Below are 17,528 nucleotides of genomic sequence, written 5' to 3' on the forward strand. Positions count from 1 at the left end.
TGCTATAAGCTGCCATCTCGATAAAATGCTTGGCGAATACCTTTAAGTAGAGGCGCGCTGCCTATGAGTATTTGTGCGGAGGGTGATGCCTGTGATGCACAAGGAAAGGAGTCAGCGCCGAAGTGGCCAGGCCATCATACCGGGCTGCTGGTTCTGCATCTAATAGGTGCAGGACTGCCATAGTCATCCACTATGGAGCGCTACCTGAAGGGGCTGAGGAGTATGACCTCCCCATAGGTTTTGTTTCTTTAGATCCTCTCGGTAGATCTCCACCTGTAATCTTTAGGTGCAAAGAGATCATGGACATTAGTCATTTCGCCGACTCCGGTTGGTCCGTACTTCCCCCTCTGTTGGCTGTCGCGCTGGCGATCCTGACCCGCCGCGTGCTGTTGTCCCTTGGTGTGGGCATCGTTACCGGCAGTCTGCTGCTCAATCAGTTTTCACCCCTCGACTCCCTGCATTACATGTTGAATACCGTGCTCAAGATCTTCTGGGTCGATGGCGCGCTCAATCGCGACAACGTCAACATGATCCTGTTCATGCTGCTGCTGGGCGGCCTCATCAGCCTGATGAGCGTCTCCGGGGCGACCCGTGCCTTTGCCGAGTGGGCCGAACGTCGTGCCAAGACCCGCAAGGGCGCCAAAGCGCTGACCGGGATGATGGTGTTTGCCTTCTTTATCGATGACTTCTTCCACAGCCTGTCGGTGGGGGCCATCTGCCGTCCGGTCACCGACCGCTTCCAGATCTCCCGCGCCAAACTGGCCTATCTGCTGGACTCCACCGCGGCACCGGTCTGCGTGCTGATGCCCATCTCCTCCTGGGGCGCCTATATCATCGCCCTGGTTGGCGGCATCATGGCGGCCCACGGTCTGACCGAACAGAGCCCCATCGCGGCGTTTGTCGAGATGATCCCGATGAACCTCTACGCCGTCTTCACCCTGATCATGGTGCTGGTGGTGATTGCCTGTCAGCTCGATATCGGCCCGATGCGTCAACACGAAGAGTGGGCACTGGAAGGCAAGCTGTGGGATGAGTCCAAGGGCCGCCCCATTGGTCTGGATATGGATAGCCCGGAAGAGAGCAACGGCGGCATGATCGACATGGTATTGCCGATCCTGACCCTGACCGCGGCCACCATCTATTTCATGATCGATTCCGGTGCTGCGGTGCTGAGCGAGAAAGGGCTGCCGTTCAGCGTGCTCGGTTCGTTCGAAAACACCAACGTTGGCTCTTCGCTGGTCTACGGTGCCCTGTGCAGTCTGGTGGTCTCCATCGGTCTGGCGATGCGCTTGAAGCTGGGTGCCAAGAACTGGATCAAGGCCGCGCCGCAAGGTGTCATGGCCATGCTGCCAGCCATCAACATCCTGCTGTTCGCCTGGACCATAGGTGCCGTGGTGCGCGATGTGGAGACCGGTAAGTACTTGGCTTCGCTGGCTAACGGTAACCTGCCGATCGAAGTGCTGCCCGCCGTGGTCTTTATCCTCTCCTGTGCCATGGCATTTGCCACCGGCACCAGCTGGGGCACCTTCGGTATCATGCTGCCGCTGGCCGGTGACATGGCCGCCGCCAGCGATATCAGCCTGATGCTGCCGATGCTGGCCGCCGTACTGGCAGGCTCGGTATTCGGGGATCACAGCTCACCCATCTCCAGCACCAGCATCCTCTCTGCCACCGGCGCCGGCTGCCATCACATCGATCACGTGATGACCCAGCTGCCCTATGCACTGGCCATCGCCTTCGGTGCGGCTATCGGTTACCTGGCGATGGGGGTGATGCACTCCAGCCTGGCCGGTTTCAGCGTCAGTGCCCTCTGGTTCGTGCTCTTTACCTGCTATCACCTGAAAAAGGCCAAAGCGCGGCCAGCTCTGGCCACCGCGTAACATTTATAGAGCAAGGGGCCCGCGGGCCCCTTGGTTTTGTCAGGGGCTTTGGTTAGCATGCGCCCCATAAATTCAGTTTCGGAACAGTATCATGGCTTCACTGCACTACAAATTTGCCACCATGAATTCAGGCAAATCCACCCAGCTCATTCAGGCGCACTTCAACTATCTGGAGCGGGGCATGCATCCTCTGGCGATGACACCAGCCATCGATGACCGTTTCGGGGTCGGAGTGATCAGTGCCCGGGTTGGCCTTGAACTGAAGGTGGACGTGTTCAGCGACAGCTGTGATCTGTTTGAGATGGTGAAAGCGCGCCATGCGAAGCAACATATCGATGTATTTATCGTGGACGAGGCCCAGTTCCTGACCCGTGAGCAGGTCTACCAGCTGGCCCGCATCGTTGATGAGCAGGATATTCCGGTGATGGCCTATGGCCTCAAGACCGATTTTCGTGGCGAGCTGTTCCCGGGCTCCTACCATCTGCTCTGTCTGGCCGACAAGTTTGAAGAGCTGAAGAGCATCTGCTGGTGCGGCAACAAGGCCCACATGAACTCCCGGGTCAACGAAGCGGGCCAGGTGATGCGCGATGGCGAACAGGTGGAGATCGGCGGTAACGATCGCTATGTGTCACTGTGCCGCAAGCACTATCTGGAAGGTCGCGCCTACAAGTAATCCGGCTGCGATATTTGAATAGTCGAGAAGGGCGCCAATCTGGCGCCCTTTTTCTTTTCCTGCTTGTTTCCCCAGCTTGCTTCTCTGCGGTTCAGTCGATCTCGATATCCACCGGCGCAATGATGGGGTCGGCCACCGGCAGGCGTTGAAACAGCTGGCGAAAATGATGCTGTACCCGACCGATATCCACCAGCGACATGCCGGAGGCAAAACCGAACCAGACATAGAGGCCGGTGAGATCGCGAAACATCGGCGGCAGGTAGCGAGGAGCAGCAATCAGCCCCTCCAGATAGTGCTGATAGAGCACCGGAATATCATCCAGCGTCACCTTGCCGACAAACAGCATCGGCAGGATCTCGGGCACCCCTTCCAGCACGGCACTGCGGATAAAGTTGACCGTCTCCACATAGCCACGCACGTAGGAGAGATCCTTGGTAAAGCAGGCGCCGCCGCCCACCATACCGCCACGAAAGACCCGCTGGGTGATCTTGTAGGCGTCGTGCTCGCTGGTGCCCTGCTGCACGAAGTGCTGAAACACCTCGATAAAATCGGCGCCCCGCTCGGCCATGTCGATGGCCATCACCCGATCGGAGATGCGCTTGGCCCGATCCGGAAAGGAGCTGAAGGTGAGCGTCTCAATCAATACTGCCAGCCCTTCCTGGCACGCCGTGATCCGCGGTGAACCGGCGCTCAGCCAGGTGGCATAGGGCTGCTGGCGACCGTTGAGGGTGGTGCCGACATGCACCCACCCCTCGTGTACCTCCAGCACCTGCAAGTCCAGCTCGGAGAAACGGGCGTGGGAGTTGAGCTTGATGTAGTCACCACCGGCCGCGGCGTCGGAGACGATGCCATCGCTCAGCTTCACTTGCACCGTGCCGTCACTGAAGTAGCTCGACAGCTTGCCCTGCAGTTTGGCGACTGCCGCTTCTCCTTCGAACTCCTTGGGGTAGGGGCGCACCAGATGGCGCGCACCGGGCAGGGAGAAGATGTCACACAGGCGGGCGCCCAGCTCCTTGAGGGTCTTGCGATCCCCGCGCAGGTGATCGCTGGCAGAGCCATAAAGCAGCTGGCTGTAACGCTGGAAATCGGGTTGGCCGCGCTGGCGCAGCATCTCGATCACCACCATGTACTGATCGACCGTCTCTTGCAGGATCCGGCCAAGATCGTCCTGCGGCCCCAGCTTTCTGCGGATCCTGTCTCGCAGCTCCTTGAGCTCCAGATACTTGTTGCGCGGATCGAAGCCGAGGGGGAGGGCATCATAGAAGTGCCTGTCGATAGCGGGCAGCTCTCTGCCACCGCTTGCCAGAAAGCGCTCTTGCAGATGGCGTGGCCACTTGATGGCATCCAGAATACGGATGGGTTTTTGCAGGGTGAGCAGCTCATCCGAGAGGGATTTCAGATGGAGGCGATACTTTTCTTGGATGGTCATGGGGCCCCCTGTGGGGCAAGCGTCGTCGTGGATTTGGCTGAGTATATGCATAGCGCTTGCCAAAAAGAAGCGAGCCGCAGGGTTATCGGGTTGGCGTGCTTTTTGTTGCTAGCAAATTGGTTTAGACTGCGCCCCTTGATCTCAATCTTGTCGTGGAAATGATGAATATCCCCAGCTCCGAAATGATAATGCGTTGGTTGCAACAGGCTCGTATCGAGCACTATGTCTGCGACCAGTGTCACGGTATCCACATTGTCTCTTTGCAGTCGGTCGATGGTATTCAGGAGAGCCAGATCTTCGTGGAAGAGGAAGGCCTGCTGTTCTCCTCCGAGCTGGAAGTGCGCCCCTCCGCAATGCTGCCGCTGGTCGCCGAACTGGGCCGACTCAATATGCAGTACCCCTCCCTCAAGGTGTTCCTCGATATCATCGATGACAACCTGCCGCGGCTGGTTGTCGGCCACACCGTCTTTACCAAGGCCGGACTCAGCGTCGAGCAGTTCCTGCTGTTCGTGCAAAGCACCATCGCCGCCACCCACGAACTGGTTGCCGAATGTGAACGTTCCGGCTTCCTCAACCTGGCGGAAATCCAGGTTGCTCCGGAATCTGTGCATTAAGTGTTCGAATGATTCACCAGGTGAAAAAAGCCGTTGACGCGGGCGGGGCTTTCCCCTAAATTACGCCCCGTTCCAGCGCAACAGCGCAGCGAACAACGTGTTGGCTGAACACGTTAAACCACAGACCAAAATTTGGTGAGGTGTCCGAGTGGCTGAAGGAGCACGCCTGGAAAGTGTGTATACGGCAACGTATCGAGGGTTCGAATCCCTCCCTCACCGCCAAATTGCAAAGCCCTGATGGAAACATCAGGGCTTTTTGCTTTCTAGCGCAACCCCAACGTGGTTGCTGGTATAGGACTGTAAATCTTCATTCTTGATAGCGCATCTGGCTCAGCCGCTTGGGCAATCGTAGTGAAAAGCCGCACTGAGCTTGACGCCGTACCCAAGCTTGTTCCTGTCAAACTTTCGGTCGAATTCAGTAAAAGGGCCTCTCGCAAGAGAGGCCCTTTTCATTGCTCGCTGATTTGCCCTGCTCGGTACTTAAAAGGCATTCCGTGGTGATACCGGTTAATGCTCCACAGTCAGTTGATCCGGGGGCAGGTTCAGATGCTTGGTGATGGCCTGATAGAGCTGGGGGTAGTTATCGTCAAAATGGTGTCCTCCCGGCAGGGTGATGCTGGTGACGTTGGGTTGGTTGAGGCGGGGGCAGAGGCGGTCGCCGTCATCGTCATCGGCTCCTTGCAGGCAGAGCATTGGTAGATCGCGGATGGTCTTCACCTGCGCTTCGGTCGGGTAGCTGCGGGCTTTGTGAGTCAGCATGTCGCTGACGTGGATCTCGAAATCCGAGCTGGTAGAGGGGGAGAGCATCACAGCCCCGACCAGTCCCTGACGATAGTGCTCCGGCAATCGGTTGATGACGAAGGGGACAATCTCGGCACCAAACGAGAAGCCGACCAGCAGCCAGCGGGGGCGCTGCCAGTGGGCCTGATAATCATCGAGGATCCGCTCCAGGTCGGCGGTCACCTGCTCCGGGGTTTTCTTCTTCCAGTAGTAGGTGAGGGAGCTCCAGCCCACGACCGGCATGCCGTGCAGCTGAAACTGGTCGCTCAACCCCTTGTCGAGGGCTGCCCAGCCACCATCGCCGCTGAGAAAGATCACCATGGGGGCGTTGGATGGCTGCTTGACGGGCAGCTCAATCAGGCTCAGGTCATCCTTGACCGGGGCGGCGTGCGCCGCAAAAGATGAAACGGGCAGTACGAGACTGAGTAACAGCAATATCAAGGCTCTCATTGGCCATGCTCCTATTTCTTGATGAGCCCCAGCGGGCCGCGGCTAATCAGGGTGATCAGGTGAGTCAGGGTTCTGGGCAGTACCAGCTTGCTGCTGCAGAGCAGGTAGCGGGGTTCCCAGCGGGGCGAAAATTTCTCCTTGTAGCGTCTGAGTCCCTGGAAGTTGTAAAAACGGCTGCCACGCACAAACAGGGTATTGCCAAGGCGGGCCCAGTAGCTGTTGAGCGGATGATCGTTGAAGCCGGACATGGGGGCCATCCCCAGATTGAAGCTGGCGTACCCCAGCGTCTTGCCCCACAGCAACAGTTCGACAAAGAGAAAATCCATGATGGGGGCGGTGCCGGTATCCAGGCTGTAGCGCATCAGATCGATGGAGAGCATCTCCTTGTTGTCGCTCACCCAGAGGTTGGCAAAGCCGACAATCTGCCCCTCGTGCCACACCAGCGCAGCCGGGCTTAAGGTCAGGTAGTCAGGCTCGAAGCGGCCGACCGAGAAGCCCTTCTCCTTGCCCATCTTGCTCTGCAGCCAGCTATCGGAGACGGTCTGCAATCTGTGCAGCAGGGGGGCCACGGCACTTGCCTCGACCACCTCGAAGGTCAATCCTTCCCGTTTGCCCTTGGCGTGGCTCTGGCGCAGGTTGCGCAGCCGGCTGCCCGCCAGATCGAAGGTAGCCAGATCGACCATCGCCTCTTCACCGAGCTTGAAGGGGATCAGTCCCAGCTCCAGATAGAGCGGCAGATAGCGGGCCGAGACCTGATAAAAGACCGGATTGGCATCGTGCTCATCGCATCGCTCGCGAAATTGCCAGAGCAGCTCTTCGATCTGCTCGGGACGACCGACGGGATCCCCCATCACAATCCAGCTGTTGCCCTCGATGCCATACATCAGGAAGGCGTCACCGGCGGGGTGGAACAACAGGGACTTGTCCTGCAACTGGGCCAGATAGCCGTGGATCCCCCCTTCACGCACCACCAGCTCGTGGGCGCGCGCCAGCGTCTCCTTGTCCGGCTTTTCACCGACCATGCGCAGCGGCGCAAGCAACTGGGCTACCCCGGCCACGGCCAGCACGGCCACCACACTCCCCATGGCGCGCAGGCCGCGGGCAGCCCCGCCATGGGGCGAGAAGTGGAACCAGAGGGCGTGGTCATACTCCACCTGACGGTAGGAGAAGAGCAGCAGCCACAGCGCTCCCAGCAGCACGGCGCCGACCGAGATGAGCCAGCCCGGGGTGTACTGGGGATAGAGCAGCGACCCCTTGCGATAGAAGAGGGATCGGCAGGGGGTCATGATGAGCAGGAAGCTGCCGAGCAGCAGGGCTGACTCCCAGTCTCCCCCCTTGAGCAGGGAGAAGGCGATCCCCAGTGCCAGCAGTAGCTGGGTGATGCGAAACGCGGCGTCGTGACGGCGGTAGAGGCTGCGCGCCAGCAGGATCAGGAGGATACCGCTCACGCTGCCGAGCACATGGGAGAGCTCCAGCAGATGGAGCGGCAGCACTTGCAGCCACACTTCGATGCGGCTGCGCATGGTCGGGATCATCCCCGAGCAGAGCAGCAGGCTGCCGGCGGCGAAGGTGCCCATGCTGATAAGGGCGGGCAGAAATTCGCGCACTGCGCTCATCAGCCCCTGTAGCCGCTGCCAGCGCGCCTTTTGTTGCAGCATCTCCTGACTCGCAAAGAGCAGCAGGGCACAGAGAAAGGGAAGCAGGTAGTAGATGCAGCGATAGAGCAGCAGCGAGGCGAGCAGCTTGTCGGCCGGCAGGTAGTGGGCCAGCAGCAGACTCATGCTCGCTTCGAACACCCCGATCCCGCCCGGCACGTGGGCCAGCACCCCGAGGAAGCTAGCCAGCACGAAGGCACTGAGCAGCACGGGGTAGGGGACGCTATCTGCAGGCAGCAGCACAAACAACACTGCGACGGCGGCCATCCAGTCGGCCAGCGCGACCAGCAGTTGCAACAGACGTATCCGAAAGCCCGGCAGTGTCAGGGTGTGTTTCCGCCAGGAGAGACGGTGTTTGGGCCAGCAGAGGTAGCAGGCCACCAACAGCAGAGCCATGACGCCCGCCAGCCTGAGCAGAATATCTGCCCATTGCGGCCAGTCAGGCAGCAACTGTGATACATCGCAGGTCAGTAGGGCGCCACCTCCCCACGCCAGCAGGCCGAGGAAGAAGGTGATGGAGCAGAACAGCACCACGCGGGCCACTTCTCCGGTGGTGAGCCCCAGTGCGGAGTAGAGGCGATAGCGTACCGAGGTGCCGGTCAGCAGGGCAAATCCCAGGGTGTTGGAGAAGGTGTAGGCGATAAAGGAGGTGATGCTGATCTGTTGCCAGGGAAGGCGCTTGCCCAGCGCATGGAGCGCCAGCATGTCATAGCTGCAGAGACAACCATAACTGAGCAGGGTCAGCAACAGGGCGCTCGCTAGTCGCGGCAGGGGTTGGGACCAGATGGCCACACGAATATCGTGCCAGTGCCATGCTTGGGTCAGGTGATACAGCACGGTCAGTGCGGTGCCGAGCAGCAGCAAGCTGCACAAGGGGCCGAGCCATTTAAGCAGATGACGCCACATGCCATGTTCCTGTGGTCATTGACCGTTTCCCGCAAAGGGGGGCCTGGTCGTGGATCCGGTGTAAACGGGTGAGGAGCCCGTCAGGAAAATTTCGGGAAGATATGGAAAGGGAGGCGTCAGCCTCCCTTGGTGCTATCAAGTGACCGAGTGGATCACTTGGTTTTCGGCGCGACTTTGACGGCTGGGCTCTTGGCGTGGGTGGTTTTATGGTGTTTTTTCACCACCTTGGTCTGGGTCGCTTGCGGTGTAGCTGTCTTGGTCGGGGTGGCCGCCATGGTGAAACCGGAGGTGAGGGCGAAGACGGCTGCCAGGGTCAAGGGAATGATCTTTTTCATGTTCAATTTCCTTATTCGGGTTGATGTTATGGAGCGTTCTCCATGACAGTCATCCTATGGCGGTTGCAGCGGCACTTCAGTGAGCGGTTGGTGACGGTTTGTATCCAAATGTACAGGCAGGGTGAGGCAGAAGCGGGCGCCGTGGTCACTGGCCAGCAACGCCACATCGCCCCCGTGATGACGGGCAATGCTGCGCACGATGGCCAGTCCCAGCCCGGTGCCGCCGGTGCGACGATCCCGGCTCTGATCAAGGCGTACGAACGGCTCGAAGATCTGGGGCGCCAGCGCCGGATCGATCCCCGGCCCATCGTCGCTCACTTCCAGCAAATAGTTCTCCTGTAGCCGCGAGATGGAGAGGGTGACCTCGCTCTCGGCGTAGCGCAGGGCATTGCCGATCAGGTTCTCCACTGCGCGCGTCAGCAGACGCTGATCGCCGCACCAAGGCATGTGGTGTGGCGGCAGATCGAGGGGGAGCCTCTTCTCGGGTGCCAGCGCCTGCCAGTCGCCAAGATGCGCTTGTGCCCAGTGACTGAGCTCAAGCTCGTCCTGTTGCAACGGCAGTTCGGGTCTATCCAGCTTGGCGTAGGTGAGCATCTCTTCGATCAGTGCGTCCAGCGCTCCCAGATCTCGCTCCAGCGCCTGCTGCTCCTGCTCGGCAGGGGCAGGATCGAGCATGGCAAGCCGATAGCGCAACCGGACCAGCGGGGTGCGCAACTCGTGTGCGATGGCATCGGTCAGTTGCTTGCGGCTGGCAATCATGGCCTGCAATTGGGTCGCCATTTGATCGAAGGTGCGTCCCACCCGGGCCAGACTGCTGCCCGGTGGCAGATTGGTGCGGCAGGAGAGCTCCCCATCGCCTACGCGACGTGCTGTCTGCTCCAGCTGTTGCAAGCCGCGCCAGTGGGGGCGTAGCCACAGCAGGATGGGCAGGCCGAGGGAGAGGCCGATCACCAGCAGCAGTCCCACATCGACCCAGTGCAGCTCGTGCAAGTAGGAGAGGTAGGGGACGGGGCCGACAATCAGTACCCGGTTGGTATCGGGAATGCGCTGCAGGAAGGTGTCATCCTCCTCGACGATGACAATGTTGCCGGCGGCCAGAAAGGCCTGATCCTCGCTGGCCAGGGGCTGGTGCGCCAGCTCGCCGATCTTGAGGGGGAGGGTAAACTGACTGCTCTGCTCGGCCAGTCGATCGGACCAGCGCTCGGGCGGGGTTCTTGCCAGCTCGCCGGTCAACAGGCCAAGGGAGCCTTGCATCATGCGTTCGAGATAGCGATCGCCCGCCCGTTCGGCGGTCACCTGATAGACCACACCAACCAGCAGGATGGCGAGGGTGAAGCAGCCGATCAGCAACAGATAGAACTGGATAAAGAGGCGGCGCATGGCGGTGCTCCCGAAAGAGGGTTATTCCCAGGCGTGGGGGACGAACAGGTAGCCTTTCTGGCGCACCGTCTTGATCCGGGTCGGGTTGTCAGGGTTATCACCCAGTTTTCGGCGCAGGCGGGAGATGGCCACATCCATGCTGCGATCCTGACCGTCATACTCCCGGCCGCGCAGGCTGCGAAACAGGGCTTCCCGACTTAAGATTTGGCCCGCGTGGCAGGCGAGCTCCCACAGCAGATCAAAGTCGGCGATCGAGAGGGCAATGCTCTCGCCATCGAGCCGCACATCTCGTCCCGGGCCATCTACCCGCAGCCGACCAAATTGCAGCTGTTGGAGAACGCTGCTGGTGGCGACGGGTTGGGTTGATGCTTGCTGGTGCTGGCGAAACTGCACCCGCAACCGGGCCAGCAGCACCGGCGGCGGCGTCGTTTTGAGGATGTAGTCGTTGGCGCCCAGCTCCAGACTCAGGATCTGGTTCATGTCGCTGTCCAGCGAGGTGAGCATCACGATGGGGCCGTCGAAGCGCGGGCGCAGATCCCGACAGAGGGACATGCCATCTTGCCCCGGCAACATGATATCGAGTAGCACCAGATCGGGCTGTTCGGCCTCTACCCGGGCCAGCGCCATGTCCCCTCGGGGCTCGAGGATCACCTCCATATCGTGGCGACCGAGCCAACTGCTGATGAGCTGGCCAATCTCGGGATCATCTTCGACAAAAAGAATGCGTTGCATAGAAAAACTCCAACGGGAAGCAGGAGAGAAGAAGAGCGATCAGCATATCAATGGCGCTTGGGAAATACAGAAAAAGAACCGGGCAGGCTGGTGTGCGGGGGAGTGTGGCTGTGTCATCGATGGGGAGGAGCACATCGTGACAAATGGGCGGAGCCGCGTTTATCGATCAGGAGAATGACCTTGTAGATAAGGCAAGGCGCTGTTGTGCGCAAACGTGCGCAAAAACAAAAAAACCGGCCAAGGCCGGTTTTTTTGTGGTGCAGACCAGAAGGTCACTGCACCAAGTCGATTGACATCACCTTGCGGCAATTATCGACAGAATAATGGGGTGGCTGATGGGGCTCGAACCCACGACAACCGGAATCACAATCCGGGACTCTACCAACTGAGCTACAGCCACCACTGAAATCTTCATCAACGCTCGCCAATCCAAAAGGAAGGGGAGAATCAATGGCGCGCCCTGCAGGATTCGAACCTGCGACCCACGGCTTAGAAGGCCGTTGCTCTATCCGACTGAGCTAAGGGCGCTCGGTATCAACGCGTCTTGACGACAAGTCGATGAACATGGTCGGTGATAAAGGATTCGAACCTTTGACCCTCTGGTCCCAAACCAGATGCGCTACCGGACTGCGCTAATCACCGAAAATCCCTGACCAGCATAGCGACAAGCGTCGTACTGGGCAACGGGCGGGCATCATAGCCAAGCGAACGGGCCAGCGTCAACGTATTTTTCCCCTAGTAAATTCAAGTGCCTACTTATTGCCCGCTACAGGTCTGGCGTGCGTCTGCCGCTAACACCCCGGCTAAAAAAATGCGACAATGCGCGGCAGTTGAACACATGGTGAGTGGAGAACGATGTCTGCCAAAATCATAGATGGAAAACAGGTTGCGCAAACGATTCGCAGCCAGGTCGCGGCGCAAGTCCAACAGCGGTTGGCGGCAGGGAAACGGGCTCCAGGGCTGGCAGTCATTTTGGTGGGGGCGGATCCCGCCTCTCAGGTCTATGTCGGCAGCAAACGCCGGGCGTGTGAGGAGGTGGGTTTTCTCTCCCGCTCCTACGACCTGAGTGCAACCGCCAGTCAGGAAGAGCTGCTGGCGCTGATCGACCAGCTGAATCAAGATAGCCACGTAGATGGCATTCTGGTTCAGTTGCCGTTGCCGGATCACTTCGATACCACTCAGGTGCTGGAGCGGATCCAGCCTGACAAGGATGTGGATGGTTTCCACCCCTATAACGTAGGCCGTCTGGCCCAACGTATTCCGGCGCTGCGCCCCTGCACCCCGAAAGGGATCATGACGCTGATCGAGACCACCGGCGTGAAGACGCATGGTTTGCATGCGGTCGTGGTGGGGGCCTCCAATATAGTGGGGCGTCCCATGACCCTCGAATTGTTGCTGGCGGGCTGCACGACCACGACTTGTCACCGTTTTACCCGGGATCTGGAAGATCAGGTACGCCGTGCCGATCTGCTGGTTGTTGCGGTCGGCAAGCCAAACTTCATTCCGGGCGAGTGGATCAAACCGGGCGCGCTGGTGATCGATGTGGGTATCAACCGCCTGGCTGATGGCTCACTGGTCGGGGATGTGGAGTTTGAGACGGCGCGCAGCCATGCCTCCTTCATTACCCCGGTACCCGGTGGCGTGGGCCCGATGACGGTAGCCAGCCTGATGGAAAATACCCTGATCGCCTGCAGTGAATATCACGACTGATCATCGCTGGTGATAACCTGTGATCCCGTGAGGAGGCAGGACGCGCCAGAAATCTGACAATAAAAAACCGGTTGCTCAAAGAGGAACCGGTTTTTTATTTATCCAACGGGTGTTATTTACATATTTTGTGCTTCGTTTGGCACAATCACAGAAGCGTGATTTCCTTTCGGCCCCTGTTGCAGTTCAAAATTGACGGCCTGACCCGCTTTCAGGGTCTTGTAGCCCTCCATTTGAATCGTGGAGTAGTGAGCGAAGATATCCTCACCGCCCCCTTCCGGACAGATAAACCCAAATCCTTTTGCGTTGTTAAACCACTTAACTGTGCCGGTTGCCATACTTCTACATCCTTTTATTGATTACCCAGAAGTCGTTGAGTAACCTGCGCCAGCCCTTTATAACTAGGGACATAAGCCCGTAGCAGACGGGCACAGATTAGCAAGTAACCAATCTAGTCCAACTTTTGAGCGAGTCAAGAAGTTGTTAACAGCTGATGTGATCTGGTTAACAAGTCTATTGACAACCTTGTGTTAGACGGTAGTAATCTAGAGGTACCAAAGCGCGATTATGAGCAAGCAGAAAGAACTCTTTGCTAATGAAGAGATTGCAGAAGCAGAGAAAACAAAGCTGCAGCCGCCACCCATGTATAAGGTTGTGTTGAACAACGATGACTATACGCCGATGGAGTTTGTGGTGGAGGTGCTGCAAAAGTTCTTTGGTATGGATTTGGACAAGGCGACTCAGGTCATGCTGAGTGTGCATTATAGTGGTAAGGGTGTCTGCGGCATGTTTACTGCAGAGATCGCCGAAACCAAGGTTGTCCAGGTCAACACCTATGCACGTAACAATGAACATCCACTGCTCTGTACTATGGAAAAGGCTTGAATCTGATGACTTGATGGCGAGTGTGACACCACATTGTAGCTGTACTAGGGGAGGTGCCTATGTTGAATAAAGATCTAGAAAAGACGCTGAACGAGGCGTTCAAACTGGCCCGTGACGAGCGCCACGAATTCATGACTGTCGAGCACCTGTTGTTAGCCCTTCTGGATAACAGTTCAGCCCATGAGGCGCTGAGCTCCTGTGGTGCCGATGTCGAACAGATGCGCAAGGAGATCCGCGCATTTATCACCCAAACTACCCCGCTCATTCCGCGCGATGATGAAGATCGTGAAACCCAGCCGACACTGGGCTTCCAGCGCGTGTTGCAGCGTGCCGTCTTCCATGTGCAATCCTCCGGCAATACCGAAGTCAGCGGCGCCAACGTGCTGGTTGCTATTTTCAGTGAGCAGGAGTCACAAGCTGCCTATTTCCTGAAAAAAGCCGAGATCAGCCGTCTCGATGTCGTCAATTTCCTCTCCCACGGGGTGCGCAAGGATAACAAGCCGGATCTCGGCAGCAATAACAATCCCGAGTCTGATGATGATGTCTCGGCCGCCCAGATCGAGAGCTTTGCCACCAACCTGAACCAGCTGGTGCTGGAAGGGCGCATCGATCCACTGATTGGCCGTGATCAGGAGCTCAACCGTACCATTCAGGTGCTCTGCCGCCGTCGCAAGAACAACCCGCTGCTGGTGGGTGAAGCAGGCGTGGGCAAAACCGCCATTGCCGAAGGGCTGGCCTATCGCATCGTCAAGGGGGATGTGCCCGAGGTGATTGCGGGCAGCACCATCTATTCGCTGGATATGGGTTCTCTGCTGGCGGGCACCAAATACCGTGGTGATTTCGAGAAGCGCCTCAAGGTACTGCTCAAGCAGATTGAGCGTCAGGAAGGGGCCATCCTCTTTATCGACGAGATCCATACCATCATCGGTGCCGGTGCGGCATCCGGTGGTCAGCTGGATGCGGCCAACCTGATCAAGCCGTTGCTCTCCAATGGTTTGCTCCGCTGTGTGGGATCCACCACCTATCAGGAGTACGCCCAGATCTTCGAGAAAGACCGTGCGCTGGCGCGTCGCTTCCAGAAGATCGATATCGTCGAGCCGACTATCGATGACACCACGCGTATTCTAATGGGGCTCAAGAGCCGCTACGAGGCTCACCACGGCGTGCGCTACACCGCCAAGGCGATCCGGGCGGCTGCCGAGCTTTCTGCCAAGTACATCAATGATCGTCACTTGCCCGACAAGGCGATCGACGTGATCGATGAGGCCGGTGCCGGTCAACGGTTATTGCCAGCGAGCAAGCGCAAGAAAGTGATCAATGTGCAGGAGATTGAGTCCATCGTTGCCAAGATTGCCCGCATTCCGGAGAAATCAGTCTCCTCTTCTGATAAAGAGGTGCTGAAGCACCTGGAGCGCAATCTCAAGATGGTGGTCTTTGGTCAGGACAAGGCCATTGAGGTGCTGGCTGATGCCATCCGCCTGTCACGCTCAGGACTTGGCAACGAGCGTCGCCCGGTTGGTTGCTTCCTGTTTGCCGGTCCTACCGGTGTCGGTAAAACAGAGGTGACCCAGCAGTTGGGTAAAGCATTGGGTGTCGAGATGCTGCGCTTTGATATGTCCGAGTACATGGAACGCCATACCGTATCTCGCCTGATTGGTGCGCCTCCCGGCTATGTCGGTTTTGAACAGGGTGGTTTGCTGACCGATGCGGTGATCAAGCATCCCCACTCGGTAGTGTTGCTCGACGAGATTGAGAAGGCTCACCCGGATGTGTTCAACCTGCTGTTGCAGGTGATGGACAACGGTACCCTGACCGATAACAACGGGCGCAAGGCGGATTTCCGTAATGTGATCCTGGTCATGACCACCAACGCCGGTGTGCAGGAGACCCAGCGCAAGTCGATTGGCTTCCAGCAACAGGATTTGAGCCACGATGCCATGGCGGTGATCAACAAGACCTTCAGTCCGGAGTTTCGTAACCGGCTTGATCACACCATCTGGTTCAACCATCTCGATATGACAGTGATCCATCAGGTGGTCGACAAGTTCATTGTCGAGTTGCAGGTTCAACTGGATGCGAAGGGAGTCTCTCTAGAGGTGTCCGAGCGTGCCCGCCACTGGTTGGCAGAGAAGGGATATGACAGAGCCATGGGTGCCAGACCGATGGGTCGGGTGATCCAGGAGCACCTCAAGAAACCCCTGGCCAACGAGATCCTGTTCGGTTCACTGGTTGACGGGGGGATAGTGAAGGTTGAGTTGGTAAATGACAGCCTCAGCTTTGATTTTCAGGTCAATGTTGAAGCTGTTTCCCACTAAGCGTCAGTGATCAGAAAACGACAAAAAACCCCAACCGACAGGTTGGGGTTTTTTGCTGAATTCCTGGCTTAGCGAGAGCGGAAAACAATACGTCCCTTGGAGAGATCGTAGGGAGTCAGTGCTACCGTTACTTTGTCTCCAGTCAGGATACGAATGTAGTTTTTGCGCATCTTGCCTGAAATATGAGCGATAACCACGTGACCATTCTCCAGTTCCACACGGAACATGGTATTGGGCAGGGTTTCGAGAATAGTGCCCTGCATCTCAATACTGTCTTCTTTAGCCATTGAATCCTCTTGATAAGCCACAACAAAAAACCGCTGGATCATGCCGGATTTAAGGCTATGTGTAAAGTTTACTCGGGCTTGGTGTCGATATTTTTCCATTCCCCCTGAATTAACAGCTCATGGGGGAGGTAATTGCGCTTGTAATTCATCTTGCGGCACTCCTCCACCAGATAGCCAAGATAGAGCCAGCTTCGCCCGGTTCGCCTGGCCAGATCGAGCTGGCAGAGGATCGCAAAGGTGCCCAGGGAGCGATCGGCATAATCCGGATCGAAGAAGGTGTACATGGCGCTCAAGGAGTGGGGTAGCAGGTCTGTGGTGGCCACGCCGATAAGATGGCCCTCCTTGCGCATCTCCAGATAGAGTGGTGGCATCCAGTCACAATGGAGAAACCCGCGATACTGGCTGCGGTTGGGGGGATACATGCTGCCATCGTGATGGCGTTCGCGGATATAGCGTTCGTAGAGCAGGTAATACTCGGGCTTGTCATCGTAGCTCAGGACAATCTCGATATCTTTGTTAAGCTGGCGGATCCGCTTCTGGCCACGGCTGGGGCGAAAGTGCTCGCTGTGAATACGAAGGGACTGGCAGGCATGGCACGCCGGGCAGTGGGGACGATAGATGTCGTTGCCACTGCGGCGAAAACCGGCAGTCAACAATCGTTCGTAGCCGTTGGCATTGAGCAGATTGTGATCCATCAGCACCAGCAACTGTTCCTGCTCATGAGCCAGATAGCTGCAAGGATGCTTGGGGGTCAGCCCAACCTTGAGGATCACTTCTTCAGTCATAAGCAGATCTCTCCCTCTTGCCAGCAGGAAGCCAACAGTGGTTGATGGCCAAGGCGCGCCAGCTCGGCCAGAAAACGGGCCCTTGGCCACTCCTCGATACCCAGGGTCGCCAGAAACGGGTTCTGCATCTGGCAATCGATGAGGGCGCCGCGATGGCGAGCAAAGTGGCGACAGAGTGCCACCATGGCCAGCTTGGCGCCGTTATCGATGCGGCTGAACATGGATTCACCGCAAAACAGTCGGCCGATAGAGAGACCATACAGTCCCGCTTGCAGCTTTCCCTCCTGCCAGATCTCGACTGAATGAGCATGACCCAGCCGGTGCAACTGCTGGTAGGCCTCGATCATGGGTTGGCTGATCCAGGTGCCATCAGCGGTGCGACGAGGGGCGGCGCAGGTGGTGATGACTTCATTAAAGGCGCGATTGACGGAAATATCGAATGGGGTACGGCGGATAATCTTCTGGAGTGTCCGCCCCACATGGAGTTGGTCGGGGCGGATCACTCCGCGGGGATCCGGTGACCACCACAGGGTCGGCTGGTGGGGTTCATTCCACGGGAAGATCCCCTTGTGGTAAGCTGCCAGCAATCTGGCAGGGGAGAGATCTCCGCCGATCGCCAGCAAGCCGTTGGGCTCTTCCAGCGCATGGCTGGGGTCGGGAAACCAGCAAAGCTCATCATCCAGTTGGGTAAGATAGCGAGACATAAGGCAACGAG

16 protein-coding genes, 4 tRNA genes and 1 riboswitch are annotated in these 17,528 nt (G+C 58.0%); of the genes, 7 read left to right on the forward strand and 13 right to left on the reverse strand.

The window, feature by feature from the left end:
- Positions 1–39: 39 nt before the first annotated feature.
- Positions 40–211: riboswitch (Lysine riboswitch) on the forward strand.
- An 88-nt stretch (positions 212–299) separates the two neighbouring features.
- Complete coding sequence (locus tag BN1115_RS15555; RefSeq protein WP_042657867.1) at positions 300–1,880, forward strand: Na+/H+ antiporter NhaC family protein; 1,581 nt, start codon at positions 300–302, stop codon at positions 1,878–1,880.
- Positions 1,881–1,971: 91 nt separating this feature from the next.
- Positions 1,972–2,553 carry a thymidine kinase gene (locus BN1115_RS15560; protein ID WP_042657868.1) on the forward strand — a complete coding sequence of 194 codons (582 nt, stop codon included), beginning with the start codon at positions 1,972–1,974 and terminating at the stop codon, positions 2,551–2,553.
- A gap of 91 nt (positions 2,554–2,644) precedes the next feature.
- Here BN1115_RS15560 and BN1115_RS15565 read toward each other — a convergent pair whose 3' ends face one another.
- Positions 2,645–3,982: a flavohemoglobin expression-modulating QEGLA motif protein gene (locus tag BN1115_RS15565; protein WP_042657869.1), complete on the reverse strand. Its 1,338-nt coding sequence runs from the start codon at positions 3,980–3,982 to the stop codon at positions 2,645–2,647.
- Between the two features lie 158 nt (positions 3,983–4,140).
- Between BN1115_RS15565 and BN1115_RS15570 the strand changes: the two genes are divergently transcribed.
- Both BN1115_RS15570 and BN1115_RS15575 read left to right on the forward strand, forming a co-directional pair.
- Positions 4,141–4,596 (forward strand): type III secretion system chaperone family protein, encoded by a 456-nt coding sequence (locus BN1115_RS15570; RefSeq protein ID WP_082034878.1) that lies wholly within the window; start codon positions 4,141–4,143, stop codon positions 4,594–4,596.
- Positions 4,597–4,730: 134 nt separating this feature from the next.
- Positions 4,731–4,818, forward strand: a tRNA-Ser gene (locus tag BN1115_RS15575).
- Positions 4,819–5,103: 285 nt separating this feature from the next.
- Here the strand turns inward: BN1115_RS15575 and BN1115_RS15580 are convergent.
- The 8 genes from BN1115_RS15580 to BN1115_RS15615 all read right to left on the reverse strand — a co-directional run bounded on the left by BN1115_RS15580 (position 5,104) and on the right by BN1115_RS15615 (position 11,476).
- The gene (locus tag BN1115_RS15580; protein WP_042657871.1) at positions 5,104–5,826 is read right to left on the reverse strand and encodes an AcvB/VirJ family lysyl-phosphatidylglycerol hydrolase; all 723 of its coding nucleotides are present in this window, start codon (positions 5,824–5,826) and stop codon (positions 5,104–5,106) included.
- 11 nt (positions 5,827–5,837) lie between these two features.
- Positions 5,838–8,387 (reverse strand): bifunctional lysylphosphatidylglycerol flippase/synthetase MprF, encoded by a 2,550-nt coding sequence (gene mprF / locus BN1115_RS15585; RefSeq protein WP_042657872.1) that lies wholly within the window; start codon positions 8,385–8,387, stop codon positions 5,838–5,840.
- A gap of 152 nt (positions 8,388–8,539) precedes the next feature.
- Complete coding sequence (locus BN1115_RS15590) at positions 8,540–8,722, reverse strand: hypothetical protein (protein ID WP_042657873.1); 183 nt, start codon at positions 8,720–8,722, stop codon at positions 8,540–8,542.
- 54 nt (positions 8,723–8,776) lie between these two features.
- The gene (gene rstB / locus BN1115_RS15595; protein WP_042657874.1) at positions 8,777–10,102 is read right to left on the reverse strand and encodes a two-component system sensor histidine kinase RstB; all 1,326 of its coding nucleotides are present in this window, start codon (positions 10,100–10,102) and stop codon (positions 8,777–8,779) included.
- A gap of 21 nt (positions 10,103–10,123) precedes the next feature.
- Entirely contained in the window at positions 10,124–10,834 is a 711-nt protein-coding gene (gene rstA, locus BN1115_RS15600; RefSeq protein WP_042657875.1) for a two-component system response regulator RstA, read from the reverse strand.
- Between the two features lie 324 nt (positions 10,835–11,158).
- Positions 11,159–11,234: transfer RNA gene (locus BN1115_RS15605), tRNA-His, on the reverse strand.
- Between the two features lie 51 nt (positions 11,235–11,285).
- Positions 11,286–11,362, reverse strand: a tRNA-Arg gene (locus BN1115_RS15610).
- A gap of 37 nt (positions 11,363–11,399) precedes the next feature.
- Positions 11,400–11,476: transfer RNA gene (locus tag BN1115_RS15615), tRNA-Pro, on the reverse strand.
- 213 nt (positions 11,477–11,689) lie between these two features.
- On the opposite strand from BN1115_RS15615, the gene folD reads away from it, so the two are divergent.
- A complete protein-coding gene (gene folD / locus BN1115_RS15620; RefSeq protein WP_042657876.1) occupies positions 11,690–12,544 on the forward strand; it encodes a bifunctional methylenetetrahydrofolate dehydrogenase/methenyltetrahydrofolate cyclohydrolase FolD in 855 nt (284 codons plus the stop codon).
- A 116-nt stretch (positions 12,545–12,660) separates the two neighbouring features.
- On the opposite strand, the gene cspD is transcribed toward folD, so the two are convergent.
- Positions 12,661–12,879: a cold shock-like protein CspD gene (gene cspD, locus BN1115_RS15625; RefSeq protein ID WP_005300025.1), complete on the reverse strand. Its 219-nt coding sequence runs from the start codon at positions 12,877–12,879 to the stop codon at positions 12,661–12,663.
- 229 nt (positions 12,880–13,108) lie between these two features.
- Here cspD and clpS point away from each other — a divergent pair, with 229 nt between their 5' ends.
- Both clpS and clpA read left to right on the forward strand, forming a co-directional pair.
- On the forward strand, positions 13,109–13,426 hold the full coding sequence (gene clpS / locus BN1115_RS15630) for an ATP-dependent Clp protease adapter ClpS (protein ID WP_005337111.1): 318 nt from the start codon (positions 13,109–13,111) through the stop codon (positions 13,424–13,426).
- A gap of 59 nt (positions 13,427–13,485) precedes the next feature.
- On the forward strand, positions 13,486–15,741 hold the full coding sequence (clpA, locus tag BN1115_RS15635; protein ID WP_042657877.1) for an ATP-dependent Clp protease ATP-binding subunit ClpA: 2,256 nt from the start codon (positions 13,486–13,488) through the stop codon (positions 15,739–15,741).
- Positions 15,742–15,809: 68 nt separating this feature from the next.
- On the opposite strand, the gene infA is transcribed toward clpA, so the two are convergent.
- From infA to aat, 3 genes are all read right to left on the reverse strand, one after another.
- Positions 15,810–16,028, reverse strand: a complete 219-nt coding sequence (gene infA, locus BN1115_RS15640) for a translation initiation factor IF-1 (RefSeq protein WP_005300033.1) — start codon at positions 16,026–16,028, stop codon at positions 15,810–15,812.
- A gap of 68 nt (positions 16,029–16,096) precedes the next feature.
- On the reverse strand, positions 16,097–16,813 hold the full coding sequence (locus BN1115_RS15645; protein ID WP_042657878.1) for an arginyltransferase: 717 nt from the start codon (positions 16,811–16,813) through the stop codon (positions 16,097–16,099).
- Positions 16,810–17,517: a leucyl/phenylalanyl-tRNA--protein transferase gene (gene aat / locus BN1115_RS15650; RefSeq protein WP_042657879.1), complete on the reverse strand. Its 708-nt coding sequence runs from the start codon at positions 17,515–17,517 to the stop codon at positions 16,810–16,812. The genes BN1115_RS15645 and aat overlap by 4 nt, the downstream gene beginning before the upstream one ends.
- Positions 17,518–17,528 lie beyond the last annotated feature (11 nt).

The sequence above is a fragment of the Aeromonas allosaccharophila genome, from assembly GCF_000819685.1.
In the GTDB taxonomy this organism is placed as follows: domain Bacteria; phylum Pseudomonadota; class Gammaproteobacteria; order Enterobacterales; family Aeromonadaceae; genus Aeromonas; species Aeromonas allosaccharophila.